Annotated in this window: 18 protein-coding genes; all 18 read right to left on the bottom strand. The window is 69.6% G+C overall.

Annotation, left to right across the window (positions count from 1 at the left end; translation table 11 throughout):
- Positions 1-12: 12 nt before the first annotated feature.
- Positions 13-456 carry a DUF2550 domain-containing protein gene (locus AB0411_RS25275; protein WP_086716411.1) on the bottom strand — a complete coding sequence of 148 codons (444 nt, stop codon included), beginning with the start codon at positions 454-456 and terminating at the stop codon, positions 13-15.
- 148 nt (positions 457-604) lie between these two features.
- Positions 605-988 (bottom strand): F0F1 ATP synthase subunit epsilon, encoded by a 384-nt coding sequence (locus tag AB0411_RS25270; protein ID WP_018087383.1) that lies wholly within the window; start codon positions 986-988, stop codon positions 605-607.
- Positions 989-1,096: 108 nt separating this feature from the next.
- Positions 1,097-2,539: a F0F1 ATP synthase subunit beta gene (gene atpD, locus AB0411_RS25265; protein WP_366419557.1), complete on the bottom strand. Its 1,443-nt coding sequence runs from the start codon at positions 2,537-2,539 to the stop codon at positions 1,097-1,099.
- Positions 2,540-2,544: 5 nt separating this feature from the next.
- Complete coding sequence (locus tag AB0411_RS25260; protein ID WP_366419556.1) at positions 2,545-3,462, bottom strand: F0F1 ATP synthase subunit gamma; 918 nt, start codon at positions 3,460-3,462, stop codon at positions 2,545-2,547.
- A 20-nt stretch (positions 3,463-3,482) separates the two neighbouring features.
- The gene (atpA, locus tag AB0411_RS25255) at positions 3,483-5,075 is read right to left on the bottom strand and encodes a F0F1 ATP synthase subunit alpha (protein WP_366419555.1); all 1,593 of its coding nucleotides are present in this window, start codon (positions 5,073-5,075) and stop codon (positions 3,483-3,485) included.
- 214 nt (positions 5,076-5,289) lie between these two features.
- Positions 5,290-6,105, bottom strand: a complete 816-nt coding sequence (locus AB0411_RS25250; protein ID WP_366419554.1) for a F0F1 ATP synthase subunit delta — start codon at positions 6,103-6,105, stop codon at positions 5,290-5,292.
- A complete protein-coding gene (locus AB0411_RS25245; RefSeq protein ID WP_366419553.1) occupies positions 6,102-6,671 on the bottom strand; it encodes a F0F1 ATP synthase subunit B in 570 nt (189 codons plus the stop codon). The genes AB0411_RS25250 and AB0411_RS25245 overlap by 4 nt, the downstream gene beginning before the upstream one ends.
- A gap of 42 nt (positions 6,672-6,713) precedes the next feature.
- Positions 6,714-6,959 carry an ATP synthase F0 subunit C gene (atpE, locus tag AB0411_RS25240; protein WP_030065540.1) on the bottom strand — a complete coding sequence of 82 codons (246 nt, stop codon included), beginning with the start codon at positions 6,957-6,959 and terminating at the stop codon, positions 6,714-6,716.
- Between the two features lie 77 nt (positions 6,960-7,036).
- The gene (gene atpB / locus AB0411_RS25235) at positions 7,037-7,834 is read right to left on the bottom strand and encodes a F0F1 ATP synthase subunit A (RefSeq protein WP_159471670.1); all 798 of its coding nucleotides are present in this window, start codon (positions 7,832-7,834) and stop codon (positions 7,037-7,039) included.
- A 282-nt stretch (positions 7,835-8,116) separates the two neighbouring features.
- Entirely contained in the window at positions 8,117-8,554 is a 438-nt protein-coding gene (locus AB0411_RS25230) for a hypothetical protein (RefSeq protein WP_366419552.1), read from the bottom strand.
- 289 nt (positions 8,555-8,843) lie between these two features.
- Complete coding sequence (locus AB0411_RS25225) at positions 8,844-10,178, bottom strand: MraY family glycosyltransferase (RefSeq protein ID WP_366419551.1); 1,335 nt, start codon at positions 10,176-10,178, stop codon at positions 8,844-8,846.
- Positions 10,179-10,277: 99 nt separating this feature from the next.
- Positions 10,278-11,651, bottom strand: coding sequence for a serine hydroxymethyltransferase (glyA, locus tag AB0411_RS25220; RefSeq protein WP_366419550.1), 1,374 nt, complete (start codon positions 11,649-11,651; stop codon positions 10,278-10,280).
- 143 nt (positions 11,652-11,794) lie between these two features.
- Positions 11,795-12,475, bottom strand: coding sequence for a protein-tyrosine-phosphatase (locus AB0411_RS25215; protein WP_174872611.1), 681 nt, complete (start codon positions 12,473-12,475; stop codon positions 11,795-11,797).
- Complete coding sequence (locus AB0411_RS25210) at positions 12,475-13,122, bottom strand: L-threonylcarbamoyladenylate synthase (protein WP_366419549.1); 648 nt, start codon at positions 13,120-13,122, stop codon at positions 12,475-12,477. Before AB0411_RS25210 ends, AB0411_RS25215 begins: the two co-directional genes overlap by 1 nt.
- A 70-nt stretch (positions 13,123-13,192) precedes the next feature.
- Positions 13,193-14,038, bottom strand: a complete 846-nt coding sequence (prmC, locus tag AB0411_RS25205) for a peptide chain release factor N(5)-glutamine methyltransferase (protein WP_366419548.1) — start codon at positions 14,036-14,038, stop codon at positions 13,193-13,195.
- A 122-nt stretch (positions 14,039-14,160) separates the two neighbouring features.
- Positions 14,161-15,240 (bottom strand): peptide chain release factor 1, encoded by a 1,080-nt coding sequence (gene prfA, locus AB0411_RS25200; protein ID WP_366419547.1) that lies wholly within the window; start codon positions 15,238-15,240, stop codon positions 14,161-14,163.
- A 168-nt stretch (positions 15,241-15,408) separates the two neighbouring features.
- Positions 15,409-15,633, bottom strand: coding sequence for a 50S ribosomal protein L31 (gene rpmE / locus AB0411_RS25195; RefSeq protein WP_366419546.1), 225 nt, complete (start codon positions 15,631-15,633; stop codon positions 15,409-15,411).
- Positions 15,634-15,808: 175 nt separating this feature from the next.
- Complete coding sequence (locus tag AB0411_RS25190) at positions 15,809-16,933, bottom strand: LCP family protein (protein ID WP_366419636.1); 1,125 nt, start codon at positions 16,931-16,933, stop codon at positions 15,809-15,811.
- Positions 16,934-17,175 lie beyond the last annotated feature (242 nt).

The raw sequence follows: 17,175 nt of genomic DNA, 5'->3' as shown, positions 1-17,175 counted from the left end.
GCGCCTCTTCCCCTAGGCCACGTTGACCCGCTGGCCGGGCGGTGCCGCCTCCAGCCAGGCGAGGAAGCCGGTGAGCGCGTCCTCGCTCATCGCCAGCTCCAGTCGGGTGCCGCGGTGCCGGCAGGCCAGGACGATGGAGTCGGAGAGCAGCGCCAGCTCCTCCTCGCCCTGCGGGGTGCGGCGCTCCAGGACCTCGATGGCGGAGCGCTCCAGGAGACGGCGCGGCCGGGGCGCGTACGAGAACACCCGGAACCATTCGACCCGGTCGCCGTTGTAGCGCGCCACACCGTAGATCCAGCCCTTGCCGCCGGTCTCGTTCTCCGGCACGTGCCAGCGCAGACTGCAGTCGAAGGTGCCACCGGAACGCTGGATGAGCCGTCGCCGCAGTCCGAAGACGAACAGCCCCAGCAGCACCAGTACTACGACCACGCCGCTCACAAGCAGAGCGAGGACCATCTCGACCGACCTCCTCGCTTCGGTGGGGGTACCCCCGCGCCGGTCAGGCGGCGGGGCGGGAATCGCACCTGCATGGCCTCAGCCGCGGGCCGCTCCGGACAACTCCGGGCAGCCCGCGGCTGAGGATCGATCTCGTCGGCGACGGGGCTCAGTGAACGCCCGTCACCGCACGCAGCCGGACATCGGCGCGACGCTCGGCGGCCGCATCAGCGTCCGACTTCGCTCGCTCCAGGGCCCGCTCCGCGCGCTGGACATCGATCTCGTCCGACAGCTCGGCGATCTCCGCGAGCAGAGACAGCTTGTTGTCGGCGAAAGAGATGAAGCCGCCGTGCACCGCGGCGACGACGGTGCCGTCCCCGCTCTCGCCCGTCGTACGAATCGTCACCGGGCCCGACTGCAGCACGCCCAGCAGCGGCTGGTGTCCGGGCATGACGCCGATGTCGCCCGACGAGGTGCGCGCGACGACCAGGCTGGCCTCGCCGGACCAGACCTGACGGTCCGCGGCGACCAACTCGACGTGCAGCTCAGCCACGATGGCTCCTCGGGTCTCCACCTGCCTGGCTCGGCAGATGTTGGGTCAAATACTAGTGGTCGTACGGGCCGGGGGCGGCCAGGGCCGCCCCCGGGACCGGTGCCGGGGTCAGGAGACGCCCAGCTCCTTGGCATTGGCCTTCAGGTCCTCGATGCCACCGCACATGAAGAACGCCTGCTCGGGGAAGTGGTCGTAGTCACCGTCGGCGATCGCGTTGAACGCCGCGATCGTCTCGTCCAGCGGGACGTCCGAGCCGTCGACACCGGTGAACTGCTTCGCCACGTGGGTGTTCTGCGACAGGAACCGCTCGATGCGACGGGCGCGGTGGACGGTGAGCTTGTCCTCCTCGCCGAGCTCGTCGATACCCAGAATCGCGATGATGTCCTGGAGGTCCTTGTACTTCTGCAGGATCGTCTTGACGCGCGAGGCGCAGTCGTAGTGGTCCTGCGAGATGTAGCGGGGGTCCAGGATCCGGGACGTCGAGTCCAGCGGGTCGACCGCCGGGTAGATGCCCTTCTCCGAGATCGGGCGCGACAGAACGGTGGTCGCGTCCAGGTGGGCGAAGGTGGTGGCCGGCGCCGGGTCGGTCAGGTCGTCCGCGGGGACGTAGATCGCCTGCATCGAGGTGATCGAGTGACCACGGGTCGAGGTGATGCGCTCCTGCAGCAGACCCATCTCGTCCGCCAGGTTCGGCTGGTAACCCACCGCGGACGGCATACGGCCGAGCAGCGTGGAGACCTCGGAACCCGCCTGGGTGTAGCGGAAGATGTTGTCGATGAAGAAGAGCACGTCCTGCTTCTGCACATCGCGGAAGTACTCCGCCATGGTCAGACCGGCCAGGGCGACGCGCAGACGGGTGCCCGGGGGCTCGTCCATCTGGCCGAAGACCAGCGCCGTCTTGTCGATGACGCCGGAGTCCGTCATCTCCTCGATGAGGTCGTTGCCCTCACGGGTGCGCTCGCCGACACCGGCGAACACCGACACACCGTCGTGGTTGTTGGCCACGCGGTAGATCATTTCCTGGATCAGCACGGTCTTGCCGACACCGGCACCACCGAACAGACCGATCTTGCCGCCCTTGACGTACGGGGTCAGCAGGTCGATGACCTTGACGCCGGTCTCGAACATCTCGGTCTTGGACTCGAGCTGGTCGAAGGAGGGGGCCTTGCGGTGGATCGCCCAGCGCTCGGTGACCTCGGACGCGGCCTCCGGCTTGTTCAGGATCTCGCCGAGGGTGTTGAACACCTTGCCCTTGGTGACATCGCCGACGGGGACGGTGATCCCGGTGCCGGTGTTGGTCACCGCGGCCTGGCGGACCAGACCGTCGGTGGGCTGCATGGAGATGGCGCGGACCAGACCCTCGCCCAGGTGCTGGGCGACCTCGAGGGTCAGCTTCTTGAGCTTGCCCTCCTCGGCCGGGTCGGCGACCTCGACGGTCAGCGCGTTGTAGATGTCCGGCATCGCGTCGACGGGGAACTCCACGTCGACGACCGGGCCGATGACCCGGGCGACGCGGCCCGTTGCCGTGGCCGTTTCAACAGTGGTGGTCATAGTGGTCAGTCACTCCCCGCGGTCGCGTCGGCCAGAGCACTGGCGCCACCGACGATCTCGCTGATTTCCTGGGTGATTTCGGCCTGTCGGGCCGCGTTGGCAAGCCGCGAGAGCGACTTGATGAGCTCTTCCGCGTTGTCGGTCGCCGACTTCATCGCACGACGCGTGGCGGCGTGCTTGGAGGCGGCGGCCTGCAGAAGCGCGTTGTAGATCCGCGACTCGACGTACCGCGGCAGCAGTGCGTCGAGGACGTCCTCGGCCGACGGCTCGAAGTCGAACAGCGGAAGGATCTCGCCCGTGGACGACTCCTCCGACTCCGCCGCCTTCTCGAGGCTGAGCGGCAGCAGCCGGTCGTCGAGCGCCGTCTGCGTCATCATCGAGATGAACTCGGTGGTGACGATGTGGAGTTCGTCCACGCCGCCCTCGGCCGTGTCCTGCTGGACAGCGGCGATGAGCGGGGCGGCGACCGCCTTGGCGTCCGCGTACGTCGGGTTGTCGGTGAAGCCGGTCCACGACTCCACGACCTTGCGCTCGCGGAAGCTGTAGTACGACACCCCCTTGCGCCCGACGATGTAGGCGTCGACCTCCTTGCCCTCGGCCTTGAGCCGCTCGGTGAGCTGCTCGGCGGCCTTGATGACGTTGGAGGAGTAGCCGCCGGCCAGACCGCGGTCGCTCGTGATGAGCAGCAGCGCGGCCCGGGTGGGCTGCTCCGCCTCGGTCGTCAGCGGGTGCTGGGTGTTCGAGCCCGTGGCAACCGCCGTCACCGCGCGGGTCAGTTCACTCGCGTACGGCGTCGACGCCGCCACCTGACGCTGCGCCTTGACGACGCGCGAGGCGGCGATCATCTCCATCGCCTTGGTGATCTTCTTGGTCGCGGTGACGGAGCGGATGCGACGCTTGTAGACCCGGAGCTTGGCTCCCATGGATCAGGTCCCTTCCGTCGTCACTTGCTGGTGCCGGCCGGGGCGTCCTCGCCGAGCAGCTTGCCGTCCGAGGTCTCGAACTGCCGCTTGAAGCCGTCGACCGCGTCGGAGATCGCTCCGATGGTGTCGTCGGACATCTTGGCGCCCTCGCGGATGCTGGTCAGCAGGTCCTTCTTCTCCCGGTGGAGGTGGTCCAGGAGCTCCCGCTCGAAGCGGCGGATGTCCTGCACCGGCACGTCGTCCATCTTGCCGTTGGTGCCGGCCCAGATGGAGACGACCTGGTCCTCGGTGGCGTACGGGCTGTACTGCGGCTGCTTGAGCAGCTCGGTCATCCGCTTGCCACGCTCCAGCTGCGCCTTGGAGGCCGCGTCCAGGTCGGAACCGAAGGCGGCGAACGCCTCCAGCTCGCGGTACTGGGCGAGGTCCACGCGCAGTCGGCCGGAGACCTGGCGCATCGCCTTGTGCTGCGCGGAACCACCGACACGGGAGACGGAGATACCGACGTTCAGCGCGGGACGCTGGTTGGCGTTGAAGAGGTCCGACTCCAGGAAGCACTGGCCGTCGGTGATGGAGATGACGTTGGTCGGAATGAACGCCGACACGTCGTTCGCCTTGGTCTCGACGATCGGCAGACCGGTCATCGAGCCGGCGCCCATGTCGTCGGAGAGCTTGGCGCAGCGCTCCAGCAGACGCGAGTGCAGGTAGAAGACGTCGCCCGGGTAGGCCTCACGGCCCGGCGGACGGCGCAGCAGCAGGGACACGGCGCGGTAGGCGTCGGCCTGCTTCGAGAGGTCGTCGAAGATGATCAGGACGTGCTTGCCCTGGTACATCCAGTGCTGGCCGATGGCCGAGCCGGTGTAGGGCGCCAGGTACTTGAAGCCCGCCGGGTCGGACGCCGGGGCGGCGACGATGGTCGTGTACTCCAGGGCGCCGGCCTCCTCCAGCGCGCCGCGCACGGACGCGATGGTGGAGCCCTTCTGGCCCACGGCGACGTAGATGCAGCGGACCTGCTTCTTCGGGTCGCCCGAGCGCCAGTTGTCGCGCTGGTTGATGATCGTGTCGACGGCCAGGGCGGTCTTGCCGGTCTGGCGGTCACCGATGATCAGCTGACGCTGGCCACGGCCGATCGGCACCATCGAGTCGACGGCCTTGTAGCCGGTCTCCATGGGCTCGTGCACCGACTTGCGGACCATGACGCCGGGAGCCTGCAGCTCCAGGGCACGGCGGTCCTCGGACTCGATCTCGCCGAGGCCGTCGATCGGGTTGCCCAGCGGGTCGACGACGCGGCCGAGGTAGCCCTCGCCCACGGCGACCGAGAGCACCTCACCGGTGCGCTGCACCGGCTGGCCCTCCTCGATGCCGCTGAACTCACCGAGGACCACTGCGCCGATCTCGCGCTCTTCCAGGTTCAGCGCAAGACCGAGGGTGCCGTCCTCGAACTTCAGCAGTTCGTTCGCCATCGCCGAGGGAAGGCCCTCGACCTTCGCGATGCCGTCACCGGCCTCGCTGACCGTGCCGACCTCTTCGCGCGAGGCCGCGTCCGGCTTGTACGCCTGGACGAAGTTCTCCAGCGCGTCCCGGATCTCCTCCGGCCGGATCGTGAGCTCCGCCATCTGGGTTCCCTGCTCTCCTTGTTGGGCCCGAAGTTACTTGCGGGTGTCCGGGGGTCTGTCCCCCGGGGGGTTTCCGCTTACGGCCCAACTCGGGCCGCCGTCATGCTTGTGCTGGTCCCCGGGGCTTCTTCCGGACCGCAGCCGGACCTCTCGGTCCGGCCGGCTGGTCCGGTGTCTGGCCGCCGGTTGTGCAGCTCTTGAGTTGGTGGCTGGGTCAGCCGGCCATCCGCCGGTCCGCCTCGTCGAGGCGCTCCGCGATGGTCCCGTTGATGACCTCGTCGCCGATCCGGACCTGGACTCCGCCGAGGACCTCGGGGTCCACGTCGAGGTTCAGGTGGATCTGCCGTCCGTACAGCTGCGCCAGGGCGGCGCCGAGGCGCTGCCGCTGCCCTTCGCTGAGGGGCGCCGCGGAGGTGACCACCGCGACCATCCGGTCCCGGCGGCTCGCCGCCAGCTTGGAGAGGGCATCGAGCCCCGCTTCCAGGCTACGGCCCCGCGGCTGTACGACAAGGCGGATCACGACGCGCTCGGTGACCGGGTTCGCCCGGCCGCCCAGCAGCGTGTGCAGCAGCTCCGTCTTGGCCCCGACCGACGCGTTCCGGTCGGTCAGCGCACGCCGCAGCTCGCCGTTGGAGCTGACGATCCGGCCGAACCGGAACAGCTCGTCCTCGACGTCGTCGAGCTGGCCGGCCCGCTGGGCGGCGACGAGGTCGGCGCTGTAGGCCAGCTCCTCGAGCGCGTGCGTCAGGTCACGCGAGCCCGACCAGCGGGAGCGGACCATGCCGCCCACCAGGTCGACGGCCGGACCGCCGACGCGGCCGCCCAGCAGCCGCCCGGCCAGTTCGGCCCGCGCCTCGCCGGACTGCGCCGGGTCGGTGAGAACCCGACGCAGCGACACCTCGCGGTCGAGCAGAGCGGTGACGGCAGACAGCTCCTCGGCGAGCTTCGCCGCGTCGACGGAGGTGTCGTCCGTCAGCGCGTCGAACCGCTCGCGTGCGGAGGCGAGTGCCTCGCGGCTCGCTCCGTTCATCGGCCGGCCTCAGCCTTCGTCGCGCCCGAAGCCGCCTTGCCCTCGACCTCGTCGAGGAAGCGGTCGACGGTCCGGCTCTGCCGGGCGTGGTCCTCGAGGGACTCGCCGACGAGCTTGCCGGCCAGGTCGACGGCGAGCTTGCCCACGTCCCGGCGCAGCGTCTGCGCGGCCTGCTTCCGGTCCGCCTCGATCTGGGCGTGACCGGCAGCGATGATCTCCTCGCGCTGCCGCTGGCCCTCGGCGCGCATCTCAGCAATGAGAGTCGCGCCCTGCTCCTGCGCCTCCTGGCGCAGTCGCGCGGCCTCGTGGCGGGCGTCGGCCAGCTGTGCCCGGTAGTCCGCGAGCACCTGCTGAGCCTCGGCCTGCGTCGCCTCGGCTTCCTCCATGCGGCCTTCGATCTGCTTCCTGCGCTCTTCCAGAACCTTGTTGATGTTCGGGAGGAGCTTCTTCGCCAGGATGCCGAAGACGATGAAGAAGGCGACCAGGCCGATGACCAGCTCTGGAATCGGCGGGAACAGGGGGTTCTCGGGAACCTCCGCCGCCATGTTGAAGACCAGGGCGTTCACATCAATGCCTTCCGTCTGAATGGACGTCGTCTAACGGGCCGCTTACTTGTACGCGTAGCCCATGACGATGCCGATGAGGGCGAGCGCCTCACAGAAGGCGAAACCCATGATCTGGTTGGTGCGGATCAGGCCGGCCGCCTCGGGCTGGCGGGCGAGGGCCTGGGTGCCGTTACCGAAGATGATGCCGACGCCGACGCCGGGGCCGATGGCCGCGAGGCCGTACCCGACCGAGGCGATGTTGCCGGTGAGGCCGGCGGCGAGGTTCACAGTCTCGAGGGCAGCGGACATGCCGTTACTTCCTTCTCTTTCACGGACCGGTGGGGGTTGGCCACCGGACGATTAACAGATTGCGGAGTCGGGGGTGCTCAGTGGTGCTCGGCGAGCGCGCCCTGGACGTAGTTGCAGGCCAGGAGCACGAAGACGTACGCCTGGATCGCCTGGATGAAGAGCTCGAAGGCCGTCATCGCGATGGTCATCAGGAACGAGGCACCGGCGTAGACGAAGCCGAGGCCGTTCGCCAGGTACCAGGTGGCGATGGTGAACATCACGATCAGCAGGTGGCCGGCGAACATGTTGGCGAAGAGCCGGACGGCGTGGGTGAAGGGCCGCACGAGCAGGTTCGAGAAGAACTCGATCACGACGATCAGCGGCAGGACCCAGCCGAGCGACCGGTCCCAGCCGGTGATGTTCTTCCAGCCGCCGACGAAGCCGTGCTTCTTGAACGTCAGGTACACCCACAGGATGTAGACGATCAGGGCGAGCCCGATGGGGAACGAGATGATCGACGTCACCGGGAACTGGGCGATCGGAATGATCGACCAGATGTTCATGATCCACACGAAGAAGAACAGCGAGACCATGAGGGGGACGTATTTCTCGCCCTCCTTCTTGCCCAGCGCGTCATAGACGAGGCCGCGGCGCACGAAGTCGTAGCCGACCTCGCCGATCATCTGCAGCTTTCCGGGGACCACCTTGGCCTTGCCGAATGCGGCCCAGAAGAACCACACCACGACGACCGTGCTGAGCAGGGCCAGCAGCATCGGCTTGTTGAACTCGTAGCCGCCGACTTTGAAGAGCGGGTCGAATACGAACGAATGAAGACCCGGGGCCTCGAAGCCACACCCCGGAATAAAGAGGTGGCACTCCGTGTCGAAGGCGAGCATCGTTTCAGCACTCACCGCGGGCTCCTTCAGCGTGGCGCATGGGTACGGCAACCTCGTTGTGTCGGCGCGGCGTTGAGCCACGGAGCGGCACTGGACTGGTCTTGCGGATTGGGGGGCGGCGGCCGGCCGGCGCTGGGCCGGGCCGAATCACAGGCATCGGCCGCGAGAACTGCCCGTTCCATCCTGTGGAATCTGGGAGCTCAGCCGCCTGCGCCATCTGTGCCGCAGTTGGCACCGGACGATAGCAGGCTCGCATGAGGGCATTTATCCCGGCCCTACGTCTCACGTCGGCGACCCCGCCGTCTCCGCCTTCTTCGAGTCGGCGGAGTCGGGGTTCACGTACAGAATCTTCTCCTTCATATGACCGCGGGTCTGGGCCGCGATCCATACGAGGGTGGCGCCGAGCAGCGTGAAGGCAAATGCCTTGGTGTCGAAGAGCGTCGTGTCCTTGAAGGTGATCATGAAGACCGCGACGAGCAGGATCTGCACCGTGTACAGCAGCAGGCCCATCATCTGGAACAGCTGCGGAAGCTTCCGCGCGGTCTGCTGCAGGACCACCAGCCCCGCACCCATCACGAGCACCACCAGCACGGTGCCGACGACGGCGCCGATCGCTCCCGTCGCGCCGGCGACCACAGCGCTCACGGCAACGGCGATGACGCCGATGGCGAGCGTGGGCACAAGGGCGTGAAGGAGTAGTCGGGCGTCATTCGACTGCATGGCGGCGCTCCGGCAAGGGGTGGGGTTTGTGTCGTCAGGGACGAGCGTAGACCCGGCCTGAGGCGGAACCTGCGGCAAAAGAAGCGTCGCACTACGCTCCTTCGGCTCTATCGCCGGGTTTCGTGAACGGTATCACAAACTATTTGATGAGGTCTTTACCTGGTTCGTGTGGACCCTGTCACACCTGAGCGTGAACGTGCGCGTTGGTGCACTGACGGCCCGCTTTTTGTCTGGTATGGGGTCAACCGACCCGATTCCTGTCGCACGTTCGGGCGACCGAATCCCTGGATCAGTGGTGACTGTCCGCCCGGCGGTGCTCCACGAACCGTGAGCGGTCGCCGATCGCGGTGGCCCCGTTCACGCCCGCCGGGACCGGCTCGCGCTCCTCCTCGGGCACGACGGCGCTCTCGTCGTCCGGCTCCTCGGCGGACGCCGGCGCGACGGCGACCCGGCGGTAGCGCGGCGGCACCATCCACTCCGCCCAGCGCGGCGTGCGCGGGGTGAAGCGCGGGAGCAGGAGCAGCACCAGCCCGACCGCGCTCAGCAGCACGATGCCCAGCACGATCCACATGCTGGCGTTGTTCGCCGAGTAGGCCACCGCGCCGAACGCGATCAGGGCCGACCAGAAGTACATGATCAGCACGGCCCGGCTGTGCGAGTGCCCGATCTCCAGCAGCCGGTGGTGCAGGTGGCCGCGGTCGGCCGCGAACGGCGACTGGCCCTTCCACGTACGCCGCACGATCGCCAGGATCAGGTCGGCGACCGGCACCGCGATGACCGTCAGCGGCAGCAGCAGCGGGATGTAGACCGGCACCATCGCGTGGGTCGCCTCGCGCAGACCGCCCGCCTTCACATTGAGCAGGTCCGGGTCGACCTGGCCGGTCACCGAGACCGCGCCCGCGGCCATCACCAGGCCGATCAGCATCGAGCCCGAGTCGCCCATGAAGATCCGCGCCGGGTGCATGTTGTGCGGCAGGAAGCCCAGGCACATGCCCATCAGGACGACCGAGAACAGCGTGGCCGGCGCCGCCGCCTCGATGCCGTAGCCGAACCACATCCGGTACGCGTACATGAAGAACGCCGCGGCGGCGATGCACACCATGCCGGAGGCGAGACCGTCCAGGCCGTCGACGAAGTTGACGGCGTTGATGGTGATCACGACGAGGGCGACGGTCAGCAGCGTGCCCTGCATCGGGGTCAGCGAGACCGTGCCGACACCCGGGATCGGGATCCAGAGGATCGTCAGGCCCTGCAGGACCATCACGCCCGCGGCGATCATCTGGCCGCCGAGCTTGACCAGCGCGTCCACGCCCCACTTGTCGTCCAGGACGCCGAGGATCCAGATCAGGGCGGCGCCGGACAGCAGCGCCCGCGGCTCGTTGGAGTTCTCGAAGACGCTCTTGAGGTTCGTCAGGTGCGAGGCGACCAGCAGACCGGCGCACAGCCCGCCGAACATCGCGATTCCGCCGAGCCGCGGTGTCGGCTCGCGGTGCACGTCGCGGGCACGGATCTCCGGCATCGCACCGGCCGCGATCGCGAATTTCCGTACCGGCCCGGTCAGCAGGTAGGTCACCGCGGCCGTGACGCACAGCGTCAGCAGGTATTCACGCACGGGCTGCCCCATTGGTATAGCTGGCCATCACAGCCCCACACCCTATGCGTGTCAGCCCCCTGGCCGTGAATACAGGAAAAGACGCCCGGCACCGGCGGATGGTTCCCGCCGTCATCCGTGATCGGGGTACGGCGGAAAGTCATGGACCAGGGCGACGGTCCGGGAGCGGGCCGTGCCGTCCTCCTCCAGAGCCGCCACGATCAGCTCGGCGACGGTCGTCATCTCACTCTCGCCCATCCCCTGCGTCGTCACCGCGGCGGTGCCCAGCCGCAGGCCGGTCCGGCGGGCCGCGAGGCCGTCGGGGGCTCCGGCGCACGGCAGCGCACAGGTGTCCAGCACGATCCCGGCGGCGGCCAGCCGCCCCCGGGCGGCGCGGGCGTCCAGGCCCAGCGGGGCGGTGTCGGCGGTGATCAGATGGGTGTCGGTGCCGCCGGTGGTGATCGTCAGGCCGTGTCCGGCCAGCGCGTCGGCGAGGGCGCGGGCATTGGCCGTGACCTGGTGGGCGTAGCCGCCGAAGGCGGGCGCCGCGGCCTCGCCGAAGGCGACGGCCTTGGCGGCGACCGCGTTCATCTGCGCACCGCCCTGGGTGAAGGGGAACACCGCGCGGTCGATGCGCTCGGCCAGCTTGGCGCCGCACAGGATCAGCCCGCCGCGCGGCCCGCGCAGCACCTTGTGTGTCGTTCCGCACACCACGTGCGCGTACGGGACGGGGCTGGGCGCCGCTCCCCCGGCGATCAGCCCGAGCGGGTGCGCGACGTCCGCGATCAGGTACGCGCCGGTCTCGTCGGCGATGTCGCGGAAGGCGGCGTAGTCGATGTGCCGCGGGTAGGAGATCGAGCCGCAGACGATGGCCTTGGGCCGGCGGTCGCGGGCCAGCTCGCGGATCGCGTCGTAGTCCAGCAGCCCGGTCTCCTCGTCGACGCCGTAGCCGGCGAAGTCGAACCAGCGGCCGGAGAAGTTCGCGGGCGAGCCGTGGGTGAGGTGCCCGCCGTGCGGGAGGGACATGGCCAGGACGGTGTCGCCGGGGCGCAGCAGGGCGGCGTAGGCGGCCAGGACGGCCGAAGACCCGGAGTGGGCCTGGACGTTGGCGTGTTCGGCGCCGAACAGGGCCTTGGCGCGTTCCACCGCGATCCGCTCGGCGAGGTCGACGATCTCGCAGCCGCCGTGGTGGCGGGCGCCCGGGTACCCCTCGGCGTACTTGTTGCCCAGAGGCGAGCCGAGGGCGGCGAGGACGGCCGGTGAGGTGAAGTTCTCCGCGGCGATCAGCTGCAGTCCGTCGCTCTGGCGGGTGCTCTCGCCGAGCAGCACGCCGGCGATCTCGGGGTCCTGGCGCAGCAGGGCGCCGAAGTCCGGGGCGCCGGCCGGCCGGGCGGCGGCGTCACGGGCGGCGGCCCGTGCGCGGTCCTCGGCGGTCTCGGCCGCCCCGGCGGCCCGGGCAGCGCCGGCCGATGTCTCGTGACGGGGTGACGCGGTGGTGGCAGGCATCGCTTGCTCCCGGCCTCGTACGGGGACGTAGTCCCAATGTAGGCGCGGCCGGGCGTTCGGGCGCGGTGTGCGGGCCGACAGGGTCCACACGCCCGCACAGGGCCCCGGAGGGCCTGTCTCCCCGGTCTGCGGGAGGACAGGCCTCAGGCCCGCGCGGGGACCCCGGTGAGCGCGGTGACGACCGGGTCGAGCGCCTGGTTGATCTCGTCGCCGATGGAGCGGAAGAAGGTGATGGGCGCCCCGTAGGGGTCGTAGACCTCGTCGGACTCCGGGTTGGGCGCCAGCAGCCAGCCGCGCAGCGCAGCGGCGGCGCCGACCAGCGCGCGGGCGCGCTCGACCAGCCCGCCGTCCGGGAGGTCCGGGTCGGGCTCGGGCAGCGTGGCCGGATCTATGGCCCGTACCAGCCGGTTGAACTCCTTGAGCGTGAAGGTGCGCAGCCCCGCGGAGTGGCCCATGGAGATGACCTGGGCGCGGTGGTCACGGGTGGCGGTGAGCACCAGGTCGGCGCGGATGACGTGCTCGTCGAGCAGCTCGCGGCCGAGGAACCCGGCCGGGTCGGCGCCGTAGTCGGTGAGCACCGTCGCGGCGTGGGTCTCCATCGGGGCGCCTTCGTGCCCCCAGGTGCCGGCGCTCTCCACGAGCAGCCCGCCGCTGCGGGCGTCGCCCAGCCGCAGCTCCAGGGCATGGCGGTGCAGCCGCTCGGTGATCGGCGAGCGGCAGACGTTGCCGGTGCTGACGTGGAGGATCCGAAAGGGGGGTGAGGGGGGTACAGGGGGGTGGGTACCGGCGCCTGGTCCCGCTATGCCACGCCCCAGGGGCGCCATCAATTGGCCACCTCGAGCTCGGGTACCACCTTGCGCAGTTCCTCGGCGGTGAGCGCGCCCTCGCGCAGCAGCACCGGGACCCGGCCGGTGACGTCGACGATCGAGGAGGGCACGGCGGCGGGGGTCGGGCCGCCGTCGAGGTAGACGGAGACCGAGTCGCCGAGCATCTCCTGGGCCGCGTCGCAGTCCTGCGGGGACGGGTGGCCGGTGAGGTTGGCGCTGGAGACGGCCATCGGGCCGAACTCGGTGAGCAGCTCGATCGCGACGGGGTGCAGCGGCATCCGTACGGCGACCGTGCCCCGGGTCTCGCCCAGGTCCCAGGTCAGCGACGGCTGGTGCTTGGCGACGAGGGTGAGCGCGCCGGGCCAGAAGGCGTCGACCAGCTCCCAGGCCTGCTCGGAGAAGTCGGTGACCAGGCCGTGCAGGGTGTTGGGGGACCCGACGAGGACCGGGGAGGGCATGCCGCGGCCGCGGCCCTTGGCCTCCAGCAGGTCGCCGACGGCCTCGGCGCTGAAGGCGTCCGCACCGATGCCGTAGACGGTGTCGGTGGGCAGCACGACCAGCTCACCGCGGCGGACGGCCGAGGCGGCCTCGCGCAGACCGGTGGTGCGGTCGGTCGCGTCGCTGCAGTCGTATCGCCGTGCCATTACGGGACCTCCTCGTGCGAAACGAATACTTCGGATGCATCGGCTGCATCAGGCGCCGAAGCGGAACGCGTCATGGCGTCGCCCGGCGCGCGGTGGCGAAACGGGGCCTGTTGTTGAGGTCCGGGTGGTCGGCCGCATCGGCCCAGCCCCGCTCCTCGGTGAAGATCCACGGCACCTGCCCGCCCTGGGTGTCGGCATGCTCGATGACGACCACGCCGCCGGGGCGCAGCAGGCGGTGTGCGGTCCGCTCGATGCCCCGGATGGTGTCCAGGCCGTCCTGGCCCGAGAACAGCGCGAGCTCGGGGTCGTGGTCGCGTGCCTCGGGTGCGACGTACTCCCACTCGGTCAGCGGGATGTACGGCGGGTTGGAGACGACCAGGTCGACCTGCCCGTCCAGTTCGGGAAGCGCGGTCAGCGCGTCGCCCTGATGAAGAACGACGCGGGACCCCTCGACGTTCTTGCGGGCATAGTCAAGGGCTTCTTCGGACAGCTCGACGGCGTGCACCCGCGAGCGGGGCACCTCCTGGGCCAGGGCGAGTGCGATCGCGCCCGAGCCGGTGCACAGGTCGACGATCAGCGGTTCGACGACGTCCATGGCCCGTACCGCGTCTATCGCCCAGCCGACGACGGACTCGGTCTCCGGGCGGGGCACGAACACGCCCGGCCCGACGGCGAGTTCGAGGTAGCGGAAGAACGCGCGTCCGGTGATGTGCTGGAGCGGCTCACGGGCCTCGCGGCGGGCGACGGCCTCCCAGTAGCGGGCGTCGAAGTCCGCGTCCTTGACGTGGTGCAGCTCACCCCGTTTGACGCCGTGCACGAACGCGGCGAGCTCCTCGGCGTCGAAGCGCGGCGAGGGCACACCGGCGTCGGCCAGCCGCTGGGTGGCCTGGGCCACCTCGGCGAGCAGAAGGTTCACGGGGCCTTCCTCCTAGTGCGCTACGTCTTCGTTGTGCGGGTCCGCCGTCGTCCGGCCGGGCTGCCGGGGAACGTCCCCGGGAGGGTGCGTTTCCCGGCCGCTGGGTGCCGGGTCGTGCGGTCCTACTGGGCGGCGGCGAGCTTGGCGGCCGAGTCGGCGTCGACACACGCCTGGATGACCGGGTCGAGTTCGCCGTCGAGCACCTGGTCCAAGTTGTACGCCTTGAAGCCGACCCGGTGGTCCGAGATGCGGTTTTCCGGGAAGTTGTACGTACGGATGCGCTCGGAGCGGTCAACCGTGCGGACCTGGCTGCGCCGGGCGTCCGACGCCTCCCGCTCGGCCTCTTCCTGCGCGGCGGCCAGCAGCCGGGAGCGCAGGATGCGCAGGGCCTGCTCCTTGTTCTGGAGCTGGCTCTTCTCGTTCTGGCAGGAGACGACGATGCCGGTGGGCAGGTGGGTGATGCGCACCGCGGAGTCGGTGGTGTTGACGGACTGGCCGCCGGGGCCGGACGAGCGGTAGACGTCGATCCGCAGGTCGTTGGGCCCGATCTCGACCTCGACCTCCTCGGCCTCGGGCGTGACCAGCACACCGGCCGCGGAGGTGTGGATGCGGCCCTGCGACTCGGTGGCGGGCACGCGCTGGACGCGGTGCACTCCGCCCTCGTACTTCAGCCGCGCCCAGACGCCCTGTCCCGGCTCGGTGGCGCCGCCCCCGCCCTTGGTCTTCACGGCGACCTGGACGTCCTTGTAGCCGCCGAGGTCGGACTCGTTGGCCTCCAGGATCTCGGTCTTCCAGCCGGCCCGCTCGGCGTAGCGCAGGTACATCCGCAGCAGGTCGCCGGCGAACAGCGCGGACTCCTCGCCGCCCTCGCCGGCCTTGACCTCGAGGATGACGTCCTTGTCGTCGCTGGGGTCGCGCGGGACGAGCAGCAGCCGCAGCTTCTCGGTCAGCTCCTCGCGCCGGGCGTCGAGTTCCTTGACCTCGTCGGCGAAGTCCGGGTCGTCCGCGGCGAGTTCGCGCGCGGTCTCGGTGTCCTCACCGGTCTGCTTCCAGTCGCGGTACGTCGCGATGATCGGGGTCAGCTCGGCGTAGCGCTTGTTGAGCCGCATGGCCTCGCGCTGGTCGGCGTGGACCGCGGGGTCGGCCAGCCGCTTCTCGAGATCGGCGTGCTCGCCGATCAGTTCCTCGACCGCCTCGAACATCGTGGGTTCCTCTACTGGGTGCTGTGGTGACCCGGGTACCGGGGCTGGCACGTCTGCGGCTGCGCCGCGGTGCCCCGGCCCCCGTACGGGGGCCGGGGCCAGGACGACAAAACGCCGGTCCGGTCACCCCTGAGCAGGGGCGACCGGAGACCGGCGCCTTGCGGGTCGCTACTTCTTGGCGGCTGCAGCGCCCTTGCCGAAGCGGGCCTCGAAGCGGGCCACGCGGCCGCCCGTGTCCATGATCTTCTGCTTGCCCGTGTAGAACGGGTGGCACTCGGAGCAGACGTCGGCGCGGATGGCGCCGCCGGCGACCGTGCTACGGGTGGTGAAGGACGCGCCACAGGTGCAGCTGACCTGGGTCTCGACGTACTCCGGGTGGATGTCGCGCTTCAAGGGATTCTCCTAGGTTCGGGAGTGCACCGGGTCGTGCTGCGGGTTGCGTCACGTGAACCGGGGCCGACGGTCCAGTCTGCCAGGACTAGCCGTATCTCCCAAAACCGGGGTAGGGCCGCACGTATTCCCCGACCGGTTCCGGGGCCGCCGGACCCCGCAACCGGGTGGCGTCCGGCTACTTCACGTACTTGTCCGTGCCGCCCTGGTCACCGGCCGAGCCCTTGATCGCGGACTTCGGGATCTCCTGGTCCTGCCGCAGCGCGTCCCAGACCTGCCGGCTCTTCTTCGTCAGCGGCACCACGCGGTCCGGGTTGGCGGGGTCGTACGTCACCGGCATGGTCACCATGTCGATGTTGTCCGACCCGATGTTGCCCAGGCTCTTGGCCAGGCCGGTCAGCTCGCTGACCGAGTTGAGGTCGGTGTCGGTGGTGATGGCCTTGGTGGCCGTGTCGGCGATGTCGTAGAGCTTGGTGGGGTTGGTGAGCACCCCGACGTTCTTGACCTGGTTCATCAGGGCCTTGATGAACGTCTGCTGCAGCTGGATGCGGCCCAGGTCGCTGCCGTCGCCGCCGGGCACGCCGTGCCGGGTCCGTACGAGGCCGAGCGACTGCTCGCCGTTGAGGGTGTGCTTGCCGGGCTGCAGGTGCAGATGGCTGTGGTCGTCGTCGATCGCCTTGCGGGTGGTGATGTCCACCCCGCCCAGCGCGTCGATGAGCTTCTTGAAGCCGGTGAAGTCGACCTCGACGAAGTGGTCCATCCGGACCCCGCTGATCGACTCGACGGTCTTGACCGCGCAGGCCGGCCCGCCGACCTCGAACGCCGTGTTGAACATCGCCCGCTGCGCGCCGGGCACGTCCTTGCCGTCCTTGACGCAGTCGGGACGCTTGATCATGGTGTCCCGCGGGACGCTGACCACGCTGGCCTTCTTGCGGCCCTTGTAGACGTGCACGATCATCGCGGTGTCGGAGCGCGCGCCGCCCTCGTCCTTGCCGTACTCCCCGTTCTTGCCGGCGCGGGAGTCGGATCCCATGACGAGGATGTCCATCGAGCCGTCGTCGACGTTCTTCGGCCGGTCGTGCCCGAGGGCGGCGTTGATGTCGACGCCCTTCAGATTGCCGTTGAGCTTGAAGTAGACGTAACCGAGCCCCGCCCCACCCAGCAGTGCGACGCTGGTCAGCGTGCACAGGGTGATGGTCAGCGCTCGGCGGCGTCGGGTCGGGCCCTTGCGCCGGCGGCCCGTGGCACGTATGCCGCGGGCACGGCTTTCGGCCGTCTTCGCGGTCCCGTTGCTGTCCGCCATCTGCTCCTCAGTCCTCATTCGCTCGGCTGCCCCTCGCCGCCGCCGTGCGGTGCCCCCACACGGCCCGTTGCTCCTTGTCAGACGGGAGGTCGACGGGAAGGGTTGCACAGCGGGTCATGAGCGCTTTCTTAGAAACGCGCGGCGGCCCGACCCGGCGGTCCGGGACCTTCGTCCTCCCCACCTGGGCTTTCGACCCTTTTCCCGGCATGGCTGGAACCATGCGGCTTGCACGGATCTGTGCG

The organism is Streptomyces angustmyceticus (assembly GCF_040701845.1).
Classification (GTDB): domain Bacteria; phylum Actinomycetota; class Actinomycetes; order Streptomycetales; family Streptomycetaceae; genus Streptomyces; species Streptomyces angustmyceticus_A.
This window is presented reverse-complemented; position numbering and strand designations above follow the sequence as displayed.